8 protein-coding genes and 1 tRNA gene are annotated in these 13,411 nt (G+C 34.5%); 5 read left to right on the top strand and 4 right to left on the bottom strand.

Annotated features, from left to right (window positions below; genetic code table 11):
* Positions 1-498: 498 nt before the first annotated feature.
* On the bottom strand, positions 499-1,431 hold the full coding sequence (locus D5R40_RS13205) for an NAD-dependent epimerase/dehydratase family protein (RefSeq protein ID WP_124146544.1): 933 nt from the start codon (positions 1,429-1,431) through the stop codon (positions 499-501).
* A gap of 542 nt (positions 1,432-1,973) precedes the next feature.
* On the opposite strand from D5R40_RS13205, the gene D5R40_RS37740 reads away from it, so the two are divergent.
* From D5R40_RS37740 to D5R40_RS13185, 5 genes are all read left to right on the top strand, one after another.
* A complete protein-coding gene (locus D5R40_RS37740; RefSeq protein WP_124146545.1) occupies positions 1,974-3,203 on the top strand; it encodes a HAMP domain-containing protein in 1,230 nt (409 codons plus the stop codon).
* Positions 3,204-3,224: 21 nt separating this feature from the next.
* The gene (locus D5R40_RS37735) at positions 3,225-5,405 is read left to right on the top strand and encodes a response regulator (RefSeq protein ID WP_205127648.1); all 2,181 of its coding nucleotides are present in this window, start codon (positions 3,225-3,227) and stop codon (positions 5,403-5,405) included.
* Between the two features lie 68 nt (positions 5,406-5,473).
* The gene (locus D5R40_RS13195; protein WP_124146547.1) at positions 5,474-7,513 is read left to right on the top strand and encodes a sensor histidine kinase; all 2,040 of its coding nucleotides are present in this window, start codon (positions 5,474-5,476) and stop codon (positions 7,511-7,513) included.
* A 1,189-nt stretch (positions 7,514-8,702) separates the two neighbouring features.
* Complete coding sequence (locus D5R40_RS13190) at positions 8,703-8,894, top strand: hypothetical protein (protein ID WP_124146548.1); 192 nt, start codon at positions 8,703-8,705, stop codon at positions 8,892-8,894.
* Positions 8,895-9,065: 171 nt separating this feature from the next.
* Positions 9,066-9,536 carry a phosphate-starvation-inducible PsiE family protein gene (locus D5R40_RS13185; protein WP_124146549.1) on the top strand — a complete coding sequence of 157 codons (471 nt, stop codon included), beginning with the start codon at positions 9,066-9,068 and terminating at the stop codon, positions 9,534-9,536.
* Positions 9,537-9,915: 379 nt separating this feature from the next.
* Here D5R40_RS13185 and D5R40_RS13180 read toward each other — a convergent pair whose 3' ends face one another.
* The 3 genes from D5R40_RS13180 to D5R40_RS13170 form a co-directional block, all read right to left on the bottom strand.
* Positions 9,916-10,602, bottom strand: a complete 687-nt coding sequence (locus D5R40_RS13180) for a PEP-CTERM sorting domain-containing protein (RefSeq protein WP_124146550.1) — start codon at positions 10,600-10,602, stop codon at positions 9,916-9,918.
* A gap of 1,155 nt (positions 10,603-11,757) precedes the next feature.
* Positions 11,758-11,830 (bottom strand) — tRNA-Glu (locus D5R40_RS13175).
* A 100-nt stretch (positions 11,831-11,930) separates the two neighbouring features.
* Positions 11,931-13,370 carry an S-layer homology domain-containing protein gene (locus D5R40_RS13170; RefSeq protein ID WP_124146564.1) on the bottom strand — a complete coding sequence of 480 codons (1,440 nt, stop codon included), beginning with the start codon at positions 13,368-13,370 and terminating at the stop codon, positions 11,931-11,933.
* Positions 13,371-13,411 lie beyond the last annotated feature (41 nt).

The following is a 13,411-nucleotide window of genomic DNA, read 5'->3' as shown; positions in this document are numbered from 1 at the left end:
CTTCTTCCTTCTTCCTTCTTCCTTACCTTTGCTATACAAGACCGATGCTACCGGACATGATATAACTCAGTCATTTCAGTTATCAGTTGTCATGGATAACTTCTCAATTCTAATTTCTGACTTGCACGTAGCACTATACATCCAAAATCTTATTTCTCAGATACTTTCCGAGTAAAAATTTTAGTCTTAACGTACAAAATTGTTTTGTTACTACAAATCTCCCACTGCTGACTACCTCAAACTTATATCAAAATCTACTTGCGCTTAGAGTATTATAAGAAACCGGGTTTATGGGAAGTAGATGTTAGTATGGTGGGGCATTTAATAAACCCGGTTTCTATACTTTTTTATACCGATACTACCAAATTTGACATTATATTATGTCCGGATAATTAGTGATAAAAAAACTTTTTCCTTTTTATACTTTCTTTTTCCCCTCTTCTCTCCTGACTCTTGACTCCTACCTTGTTATTTATAACTATTCAACCGGACATGATATTACACCTTCAAAATTTCATCATCAACTGAAAAATCTACCTCTACTTTGTCACGACCGGAGGCGATAAAATCATTTTCAAATGAATCTTTTAACCCAGAAACTAAATCAAACTTTGGCTGCCAATTTAATTCCCGCATCACCTTATTTACACTGGCAAAAAAATGTTGAACTCGTAATGGAAAAGCTTTCTTTTTTCCAAAGTCAAATTGCTTCGGGTCGTAATGTACTAACTTAATAGAATCAGGAGATTTTCCAGCAGCTTCAGCACAAGCGCGAGCTAAACCATCAAAAGTGACATAACGCTCTCCAGAAACATTATAAATTTGACCAATTGCTTGATTATTTCCTAATACATTTGCCATTGCCATTGCCAAATCTTTGACATGACCTAATTGAGTAATGTGGAGTCCATTTCCCGGAATAGGAATCGGGCGATCGCGTACAATTCTGTCAAAAAACCATGCTTCTAGATCGTTATAGTTTTGTGGTCCATAAATATAAGTAGGACGAATTGAAGTCCAGGGTAAACCTTGATTTGTTAATTCTGTTTCTGTTTCATATTTTCCTAAATGACGGCTTTTTGGATCTACAGCATCTCCCTCAATATGAGGCATTTGGTCAGACTTTAAATAAACCCCCGCAGAACTCATATAAATGAAATGTTGTACCTGGTCTTTGAAGATTTCAGCTAAAGGTTTTGTATCAGTTAATTTTCGTCCGTTATTGTCAAAAATAGCATCAAATTTTTCTGGCGCTAATTTTTCTTTGAGTTGAGTAGCATCCGTGCGATCGCCATGAATTTCTTTAACTTCTGGAACTGGACTTGGTTTATTACCACGGTTAAATAGTACCACTTCATGTCCTTGTTCAACTAGAATTTTAGTTAAATAGACTCCAATAAATCGAGTCCCACCCATAATCAGTATTCGCATTTTTCCTCTTTTTTACCAACAACTAATAATTTCATCATACCCATTTACCAAGCCAAAAGTCAAAAATTAAATTCCATGATTAGTTTTAGGGGCATAAACAACCTTGATATTTAATTTTTTAACTTGATTAAATCTCTCAACACTGTACTTACTTGCTGGAAGCGAATCATACTGAAATTCAAGATAAATATTAAACTTTAAGGAATAGGGAAGATGGAAAATGGAAGAAGCTATAACTAGAGTTATAAATTCATATTTATCTTTTTCTTTATGGGTTTAATACCCCACCGTCACTTGCGGTGTCTACAATTGGTTGGGCATAGTTAACGACCTGCCACTTCCTGTCTACAAACCCACCCCATCTACTTTTTTATTCTTGCTTCTTGCTTCTTGGTTCTTCCTTCTTCAAAATGATTAAAGGCAATTCAATTAAATCATCCATAAATGTATCAAATTAATTTAAAATTTGCTATGGTAAGTATAGTATTTTAATTTTTTTTCGACAATTTAAAAATCATAGTAATACCATAATTAATTTACTTATGCCTACTCAATATTTAGATAGTTCAAATAAGAATAAATATCGAAAAGCTTCTCTACGTAAAGTTTTTGTATTACCTATTGTGCTGCAAATTATGTTTGCTGTAGGTTTGACCGGATGGCTCTCGTTACGCAATGGACAAAAGGCGGTCAATAATGTTGCTAGTCAGTTACTCAATGGAGTGACAACCCGTGTTGATGAACATTTAGAAAGCTATCTAAAAATTCCTCCTTTAATTAATCAAGTTAATAGAGATGCTATTCGTATCAATAATTTAGATGCAGAAAAACTCTGGGATTGGCAACAATATTTATTTAAACAAATGCAACTATTTCCAAATATTAGTAGTATTAGTTTTGGCTCTACCGAAGGAGAAGTAGTATGGTTAATTAGATTAGAGGATCAAAGTTTACAATTAGGAATTAGCGATTATTTAACAGCAGGAAATCTAGAACAATATACTCTTGATCGACAGGGAAATATTATCCAACCACGAATTGAAAGTTTTCCATACGATCCGAGGAATAGACCTTGGTATCAAGCTGTTATCGAAGCGGGAAATCCTACCTGGACTAAAATTTATCCTTGGATAGATGGAGATAATTTTGGCATTTCTAATGGATTACCTTATTATGATGAAAAAGGTATTCGTAAAGGTGTACTTAGTGTAGATTTAACTCTTGATAAAATCAGTCAATTTTTAACTAAGCTAAAGATAGGTAAATCCGGAAAAGTATTTATTGTCGAACGTTCTGGATTAATAGTGGCTACATCCATTTCAGAAGAGCTATTTATGACTCCAGGTAATGAACAAAATTTACAACGACTGCCAGCTTTAGAAAGCAATGTACCTGTAATTCAAGCTTCAGCTCAATACTTACAGAAAACCTTCTTTGGCCTGACTAAAATCAATCAAAGTCAACAGCTAAGTTTTAAGTTTAATAATCAACGTCACTTCCTAGAAATCAAACCTGTAAAATATGGTTTAGGTATTGACTGGATTATTGTAGTAGTAGTTCCAGAAGCAGATTTTATGGAAGAAATTAATATTCAAAGACGCAATACAATTTTATTATGGTTAGCAGCTTTAGGATTAGCAATACTTGGTGGAATTTTAACTTCTAGATGGGTGATTCAACCAATTATCAGCTTAAATAAAGCAGCTAGGGATTTTACTCAAGGAAATTGGCAACAAAAAGTAGATATTAAACACTCTGATGAACTAGGATAATTAGCCCATTCATTTAATACAATGGCTGTACAATTACAAGAATCATTTACTACTCTACAAGCGAAAAATGATGACTTACAAAGATTAGATAAACTTAAAGATGAATTTTTAGCAAATACTTCTCACGAACTTCGTACTCCTCTGAATGGAATGATTGGAATTGCTGAATCAATGTTAGATGGAGCAACAGGAGAATTATCGGAAATACAGCAAAAAAATTTATTAATGATTGCTCAAAGTGGTCATCGACTTACAGATTTAGTCAATGATATTCTTGATTTTGCTAAACTGAAACATCAAAATCTGGAGTTGCAGTTAAAACCTGTAGGAATCAGAGAAATAACAGAAGTAGTTGTTACTCTTTGTCAATCTTTAATAGGTACTAAAACTTTAGAATTAGTTAATTCTATTCCTGTTGATTTACCTCCAGTTTATGCTGATGAAAATCGCCTGCATCAAATTTTATATAACCTGATTGGTAATGGGATTAAATTTACAGATACTGGGAAAGTAGAGATATCGGTAGAGATTATTAATCAACAAGAAAATTCCCAGTTCAATAGTCAGCATCCAATTCTCAAAAACCAACAATTAGCAATTACTATTTCTGATACTGGTATTGGTATTGCAGAAGATAAACTATACAGAATATTTGAATCATTTGAACAAGATGATGGTTCCACAGCTCGTCAATATGGAGGTACTGGTTTAGGTTTAGCAGTTACTAAAAAACTGGTGGAATTGCACGGAGGAAAAATTTGGGTGAAATCTCAAATTGAAATAGGTTCTCAATTTACTTTTACTCTGCCAATATCTACAGAAATTGCTATTAGTAACAATTCCAATATATCAAGATTTACAGATGCTAATAATATAGCTATAACTGAACAAAAAGAAGAAGAGATTCTTATTCAAGAAGAGTCAAAAAATAATACAATCAAACCACTAGAAACCGTCCAAAGATTTCAAATTATGATTGTCGATGATGAACCAGTAAACTTACAGGTACTCGTCAATATTTTATCCCTCCAAAATTATGCCATAGTTCAAGCAATGAATGGTATAGAAGCTTTGAAAATAATTGAACAAGGTTGTCAGCCAGATCTAATTTTATTAGATGTAATGATGCCAAAAATGACTGGCTATGAAGTTACACAAAAATTGCGACAAAATTTCTTACCTAGTGAGTTACCAATTCTGATGTTGACTGCTAAAAATCAAGTTTACGATTTAGTAGAAGGATTGAATGTAGGTGCTAATGATTATCTGACTAAACCTATTTCTAAAAATGAACTAATTGCCAGACTTAAAACTCATTTTAGACTATCTCAAATCAACAGTTCTTATAGTCGTTTTGTGCCTGACGAGTTTATGAAATTCCTCAAAAAAGACTCTATAATTGATGTAGAATTAGGCAATCATGTAAGTAAAGAAATGGCAGTAATGTTTTCTGATATTCGGTCTTTTACCGCTCTTTCAGAAACAATGACACCCCAAGAAAACTTTAACTTTGTTAATTCATATTTAGGGCGTGTCAGTCCAAAAGTTAGAGATAATTATGGATTTATAGTAAAATATTTAGGAGATGGAATGATGGCTGTATTTCCTAATGGAGCAGATGATGCTGTCAAGGCAGGTATTGCCAAAATAAAAGAAGTTGTAGAATACAATATTATTAGGAAAAATCAGAGTTATAAACCTATTTCAATTGGCATCGGCATTCACTTTGGACAAATGATGGTAGGTATGGTGGGAGAACAAGCAAGAATCCAAGGTGATGCTTTTTCAGATAATGTAAACTTAGCTGCTCGTTTAGAAGGATTAACAAAATTTTATGGCGTTTCTATCATTATTAGTGAAGCAGTATTTAATAATTTAGTAGATGCAAATCAATATCAAATTAGATTTTTAGATCGAGTCCAGGTGAAAGGGCGGAATCATCCCATTAAAATTTATGAAGTTATGGATGGAGAAACCGAATCTTTGCTAAACTTAAAAAGACAGGTTAAGTCAAATTTTGCTCAAGGAGTTTTACATTATCAACAACAAGAATTTACCATGGCAAAGAAATATTTCCAAAAAGTATTAACAGTAAATCCAAATGATAAAGTCACAGAAATTTATTTACAACGAGTGAATAATTTTTTATCAGAGGGCACACCTACGAACTGGCAAGGAATTACAATCTGGAATCAAAAATAATCAAAAACTTGAGCAAATTATATCTGTATAATTGAAATGTAAGTAGGAAAAAATTAGCGATCGCTACCATGCCAAAGTTACCATTAAACCCTCTGTTTTATCAATCCCCACCAAAACTCCCCCTACGAGTCGTAGTCATTGTCCCATTTGTGCTGCAAATTATAGCAACAGTAGGATTAGTGGGATATCTTTCATTTACCAATGGTAAGCGCGCTATCAACGACCTAGCTAATCAGTTACAAAACGAAATTACAGCTCGTATTCAGCAGAAACTGAATATTTTTTTAGAGACTCCCCATTTGGTTAATCAACTAAATGTAAATGCTATTCGTCTTAATCAACTTAATATTCAAGAAATTAATGATGTGGAGCGTCATTTATGGCAACAAATTCAGTCTTTTGATTCCATTGGTGTCATTGGTATTACATCTACATCAGGAACAATGATCGCAGTCAGTCGCCAAGATAATAATAGATTTAATATCATCATTACAGACGAATCGACAAAAGGAGAACTTCAGGAATATGCTACCAACGCTCAAGGGGTGCGGACTAATCTCACAAAAGTAGTTCCGGAGTACGACCCCCATATACGACCATGGTATCAAGATGGTATCGCTACAGGTAAAGCAGGTTGGGGTGAGATGTTTAGATCGCTCATTGATCAAAGAGTAGAAATTATGGCGACTCAACCAGTAATTGATAATGATGATAATGCGATCGCCTTGGTCACTGCTACTCTCACCTTCTCTGAACTGCATGACTTTCTCAAACGGTTGAAGATTAGTAAATCTGGGGAAGCTTTCATTTTAAATCGTTATGGACAATTAATCGCTAGTTCCGCCACTTCTGAACCTTTTATTCAAGACAATGGGGATTTAAAATTAATAGATGCTTCCAACAGTAACGATCTTTTAGTTAATTCTGCAAGTAAACACCTGAAAGACAGGTTTGAGGATCTCAATCAAATCCAAAGTAATTTATTACTTAACTTTGATATTGATGGTCAACAACAATTTTTACAAGTCGTACCTTTTAACGATCAATATGGTTTAGATTGGTTGATTTTGGTAGTAATTCCCGAAGCAGATTTTACAGAACGTATTCATGGCAATACTCGAATTACTATTGCTCTATGTTTCATCGCATTAATAATAGCAATTATTTTTGGTTTATTCAGTTGTGAATTGATTATTAAACCAGTCAAAAATTTAAAGCAAGCAGCAACTTCTATATCTATTGGAAAATGGGAACAAAGAGTAAAAGAAGTCCCCATTGAAGAACTAGCAATATTAGCTCAAGGATTTAATCAAATGACGGAACAGTTAAAAAAATCATTTGTTGAATTAGAGAACAAAAATACAGCTTTACAAGAGGCAGACCAGTTCAAGGATGAATTTATGAAAAATATTTCCCATGAACTGAGGACTCCACTTAATAGTATTATTTGTTCTATAAAATTAATCCTTGATGGCTTTTGTGATAGCCAAGAAGAAGAAACTGAATTATTACATCAAGCTGATAAATCTGCTATTCATTTACTGAATTTAATTAATGAACTTTTAGATTTGGTGCAAATTAAGGAAGGCAAACTTCCGGTCAATAAAAATTTAGTAAATTTGTATGATTGTTTAAATGAAATAATTGATTCTCAGCAATCTATAATTCAACAAAAAAATCTGCAACTCTATAAATCTAATCTCTCTAAATCCATATTTGTAGAAGCTGACCCCAAAAAGCTAAAGCAAGTATTCTTAAATATTCTTGATAATGCAATTAAATTTACTGAAACTGGTAGTATTACTATTGATGTTCAGATTAAACCAAGTATTAATACTTATGATATAGATCAAGTACCCATTGTTGTAGTAACTATTAAAGATACAGGAATTGGGGTAGAACCAAGCGAACAGTATAAACTATTTCAATCTTTTGCAATGGTAGATGGTTCGACTACTCGTGCATATAGTGGTTGTGGTTTGGGATTATCAATTTCTCGTAGTTTGATGGAATTGATGGGAGGTAATATTACTCTAGAAAGTGCTGGAAAAAATCAAGGTACTGCAGTTTCTATCTCTTTACCCATTACTCTCAAAACTACGGAATAGGGGATAGCGAAAGTGGCGATATAGCGCTACGCGCAAGTTAGAAGTCAAAAGTCAGTAGGGGCGTTAACGATAGTTATGCGCAAGCTTTAGGCCGTTCACCCGTACAAAAGTAATCTCGGACTAAGTTTTAGGGTTTAGTAGTGTCCTAACCTAAATCCGTAGTGCTATAGTAGCTCAATTTTTCTAGGAGAGGAAGATATGGTTTTTTGGCGTTGCATAAATGCGCTTGGGATTTTAATAGTTTTGTAGAATGGGCATCTTGCCTGTTCCTGATATTTTCCCGTTCCTGATATTTTCCCGTTCCTGATATTTTCACTCCTCGGCAGGATACCCACCCCACTTATATTCATACCGCCCCTCAGCAATGCCGATTTTTTTATAGCAGAAGAAAGAAGGAGTAATCTGGCATTGTCTGAGTTTTAAGCTTTTGATCTGTCCGTACCCTTTCCTTCGACTGCTATGTATAGCAATCAGAAATCATATCAAATCCGGTTAAACAGTTATAGATTAGTTAAGTAATATCATGTTCCCCCTCCGGGGGAGCTACGCTAACGGTTGAATACTTATAAATAACTGTTGTGAGGAGTCAGGAGGAAAAGAGGAAATATTGGAGGAAAGTAAAGATAATTTCAGTATTTCTTTGGTACTGTCGGTACTGTCAGTCTTTAAATTTTATTTATAACTGACCCGTCCGCAATTCGTAGCTCCCCCGGAGGTGGCACATGATATAATATCATGTCCGTTGGTATCGTTTGTGTAAAAGTTAGCGTGGATATCTACAGGAAATTTAAGTTTTTTTCTTGCTCAATTGCCTTCCTGCTTGTTGCCTGTTGCCTGTTGCCTGTTGCCTGTTGCCTGTTGCCTACCTTTGCTATACAATACCGATGCTACCGGACATGATATAAGGAGGAGTCAGGAGTCAGAAAGACCGAGTCAGGAGGAGAGAGAATCACAAAGATGAGCGTAGTTATGACGGTTGAAGAATTTTTTTATGTCCAATTAAACGGATTTGATATCAGATGTGAGAATTTTATTGCTTCTGTGTTTCCCATTCCCTGTTCCCTGTTCCCTGTTCCCTGTTCCCTAAAAATCTACAATATCTCACAACTCAAATAAGATTGCTATAACTAATTACCAACTTGATATAATCTTATTCTAATTAGGCAAAACTAAAATCTAGAGTTAAAATATGCTATCCAATTCCGATCGTTTACCAGAACAAGATTCAGGAGTACCTAATACCTCCGAATTATCTCCTTTAATCAAAAATTTATCAATCGCTACCTTGGTGGGAATAATAGCTTTTGTTGGAGTAAGTTCTTTGATTATTGCTGCTAGTCAAAACAATGTTAATGACATTGAAACAACAGAAGGAAAATAGACTGTTGCACACTCAAAAAGTTAAAAACAAAAAATAACATTCTCTCAGTTTCCGAATCCGAACTCAAGTCCCTAATACCAATTAGATTAAAGAATGTTACAAAACTGTAATTATCAGGCATAGGGAATAGAGAGTAGAATATTGATTCAAATAGTATAACTAAATATAAAAATGAAGAATTTCCTTAAAACTCTCAAGAATATTTTTCTTCCTGAAAAAGATGATATTTTTCTAGGATTAGTTGAAAGTATAGAGGTCATAGTATCTAAAATTCTATCTTTAGCATTGATAGCTGTAATTATTTTTGCTGTCTTTGACGTAATAGTTGTTATCTCTAAACAACTTTTTTTTACATCTTATCCTTTGTTTAAAGATACATTATTTGAAATATTTGGACTATTTTTAAATATTTTAATTGCCCTAGAAATTTTAGAAAATGTTACAGCTTATCTCCGCAAGCACGTCTTTCAAGTAGAGTTAGTAATTGCTACTTCTTTAATTGCTGTAGCTAGGAAAATTATTATCTTTGATCTTGATAAAAAAACAGGAGAAGATTTAATCGGATTAGGATTTGCTATTATTGCTCTATCCATTAGTTTCTGGATTATTCGATCGCAAAAAAATAGACCATCTAATCATTAATATTATCGTCGCTAACCTGCCCTGGCGTTTTTAATTTTAAGTATTAGGAAGTAGATTTTTCCATAGCACTATTGTGGAACAACTCTTGTTGAAAACCCTACACCTCATCTGCGGTGAAGACAAGTTTATTGAGGTATCATATTACAGCAATTTCCAACTTAATGAGGCACAAAACCTATTCTGGACAGCAGGGAAGAGGAAAGAGTAAAGAGAGATTAATGTTTAACTGGAATGATATAATTTCCTTTACTACCAGCATCGTTAGTAGGGGGAAACGGTCGGAAAACCATTCTTTAATACTTAATAATGCCGATGATACCGGATTTTATATCAACTCCAATTTAAGATTGAACCTACAACCTACAACCTACAAACTTCTTCAATTATCTTGGTGCTTAAACATAGAAGTAGCGCCGAATGCCGCGAAAGCTAATAAACCTAATATTGAAGTAGGTTCGGGAACAGGAGTTAACATTATATTATCAAAATTTACATCACCAGAACTAGCAATATAAATTTGAGTAATATTTTCAAAACCATCTATTGATAGAGTTTCAAAAGGCAAGGATATATCGTTACCAATGGAATATTCTGTAAATTGACCGGCAACTTGCATTGTTGGGTCAAATGTTGTGGAAATTAAGATTTTAGTATCATCTGTTGTATAACCAGTAATTGCATTTTCATTCTTCCGCAATTGATAATCTAAACTTTTTAAAGAGAAGATGCCACCATTTTTTAAAGTGATAAATGAACCTAAAAGTCCGAATTCATTAGTAAAATGTTGAGCTTCATAATTCTGGCGAGCATGAAAATGTGAAGTATCACTAAAATAAGCTGATGGACTGCCTATTTCCTGTGCTGAAAATGCTGCTACATTAAATCCATTTTCCATGAAACATTTACCCGCACTCAATGGAGAAGTACAAGTGTTGGGATTGGAATTATCATATATTTCAGAATCATAAGTAATTGTTGCTGCCTTAGCTTGCTCATTACCAACAAATAGTATAGCTAAAGTCGCACAACAACCAATTCCTATAGCTTTCAAGTTTTTGAATATCATATTATTAATGCCTAAATTTCAGTAAATTAACGAGGAGATAATAGCACTACATTTCAGACATTACAACTACTTTTATATAATATTTATCTATGACAAAATGTCATATTTTTTTTAGTTAATTGAAGATGATAACTTATTTTTTAATTACTATCAATTTAACTTAGGAGCCATGTAAGAATAAGTTGTACAAATTTTATCTGGGATAAATTGTGAAATACAGCTTCCATCAAAAAAACTGTAATGGTTATTTTTACACGAGTCCTTACTGTTTAATAAGTGATTATTTGAATTATAAAAGTGAGAAAATTTTCTATTTAAGGCCAAAAATATAGATTAAGACTGGAGTTTAGACTAAATTTTGGAATCTTCAAATAATCTACCCAGAAGCAATGAAGACTTGGAACTCACTACCCTTGGGTAATATCAGGGATGTGAATTTTCTCGATGCTTTTTATGATTTGTATTTTTGAGGGAGTTTGGGTGAGGAGTAGGTTATTCAAACTCTTCAAAAAGTCTTGCCATGGGACAATTAACCCATAGCAAAAGCTCTGGATAATTAACTTAAAAGTTGTTGCAATGCTGATACAGAAATAGTTTCAGCCTAGGTTCAACTATCTCACTCTTCTCCCTCGGCAAGTGTTCGGCCCGCTGTAATTAGTCTAAACTCCAGTTAAGATGTAACTACCTTTTTTGAATTTGGTATAACCGACATTCCGCAGGTCTAGCTTGTAGTGTCAGGTATTTATTGCTCAGATTTTTACATGATAGGCATTACGAGCAAGGTTTAAGTATAAATACATACTACATTAACTATTGACTATAATTCTTAATATTAGAATCTGTGTTCCACCATCTTCGTGGAAAAAGGTACTGTAGTATGTTTGTCGTGCGGAATGTGGGGTATAAGGGGATAAAGAAGAAAATTATACATCTTCTTGCCTCCCTATTGCAGGAGGTACTGATAGCTTCTGATAGAAAACGCTAACTGATATAGCAATCTAAGGAAAGGTTAGGATATATCAAAAGTTTAAAACTCAGGGAACGCCAGATTTCTTCTTCTTCCTTCTTCGCCTGATATTGACCTTGACTATGACTATTTTCCCCAAAAAAACAAAAAATAACAGAATTAATATTTCTGCTATCCTTAATTTATTATACCCCCAAGGGAATTCGAATCCCTGTCGCCTCCGTGAAAGGGAGGTGTCCTAGGCCTCTAGACGATGGGGGCTTGTTTGTTTCTTTTCACTCTTACTAGAGTAGCGAATTCCTAAATAAATGTCAAGGGGTACGAAAAAAAAATTTTTCGCTCAACCCTTTGGCCATCTTGACTACTGAAGATTGTGGCTTTGTGGTAAAGCCATCTGAGCCGATATCCCTTCTTTTGCATCTCCAAAATACCATAAAACAGCAGCAGCTTCAGCCCGACTCACTGTTTTATCTGGCCTAAATAATTTCGTATAACCAAAAACCCGCCTAATATTAGAAAAATCATTCTGAGCATCTGCCAATACAGCTCTCAAAGCAGCAGGGTCAATCCTAGAAGCATCTTGAAAATCCCAAGCTTCTTTAACTTTTTCTATTGTTGCCTCTGGCAATGCCTTGCGAAAATCTAGAGGTACTTTCCAAAGAATCAAATCCTCACGGGTTAAAAAATCATTTGGACGAAATTTAACTACATTAGTATCTCCAGACAAAGGACTAGGAATTAAACCAGCTTCTGCCAAACCTTGAATTACCGCAAAGTCTGGGTCAGTTTTCGGGACATCTTCAAAAATTGGTGTTTCATTGAGCAGTGCTAATCGGATTTGTTTAGCAGAATTATTAGTAAAAATCTTATTATTAGTATTTACCAACCACCGAACATATTCCCGCCTAGTGACAATATTCTGAGGATCGACTAAAAGAGTAGTAGTATCTGGATTATCTTGATTTTGGGGTTGTGGCTGCTGAAATACTCCCAGTTTGGACAAATCTGCGACATATTGACGTAATCCTGAAGGCACATCTCTGAGAGCTTTTTTTAAGACAGGGGACTCTGTAGAAGTGGGGAGCGGCACTGGAGGGATGCTATTGGGAGGAAATGTTGTAGGAGTCGGTAACGCGGCTACTCCAGGAGTGGGCAAAGGTGTCGGTAATGATGCAGTTGGAGATGGCTCAGGAATAGGTAATGCTTGGGGTGATGCTGTGAAATTGGGAGATGGCTGAGTTTCTAGCTGGATAGTTGATGGAGAAACTGGGACGGGTGGAGGCGAGGGTATATTGGCAGTTTCTTCATTCTTGGATTGATAGTCTATCTCATATTCTGTTGCTATTCCTGGAGTTTGGCTAGGTTTGAGGGATACCTCTACCTGCAAATCATTTTTTTCTGCCACCAGAGATCCACTACCCTCTTCGGTAGGTTCGCTAATAATTTCCCAATTTTTGTCTCGAAATTCTTTTTGATAGAAATTTTGGACTACGTTAGTAGGGTCTGAACTACTCCAAACTGTTTTTTGCTCTTGTTCGGATTTTTCAATTAATTGGGAGTTGGGATATGGAGAGATTTCTGAGGGAAAATCAGCCGGAATTTGTGTTGGTTGTTCGGGTTGCTGGGTGTTTTGAGTAGGGATTTGAATTAATTGGTTAAAAGGAGGGTTATTTTTTAACTTGGGGTCTGCTGCAAAAACTTTTTCTAGCTCTTTACTTGAGGGATTATTTGCACAAGCGCTGACTGACATTAATAAACAAATAGTTAAACTGGTAAATATAGAAGGTCTATTTAATAACATATTCATTAATATAAATTTAGTTGCTATTTTTCAGGGAGGTT

Origin of the sequence: Okeania hirsuta, assembly GCF_003838195.1 — a bacterium.
Taxonomy (GTDB): domain Bacteria; phylum Cyanobacteriota; class Cyanobacteriia; order Cyanobacteriales; family Microcoleaceae; genus Okeania; species Okeania hirsuta.
The sequence above is the reverse complement of the archived record's forward strand: the minus strand, read 5'-3'. Positions and strand labels throughout refer to the sequence as shown.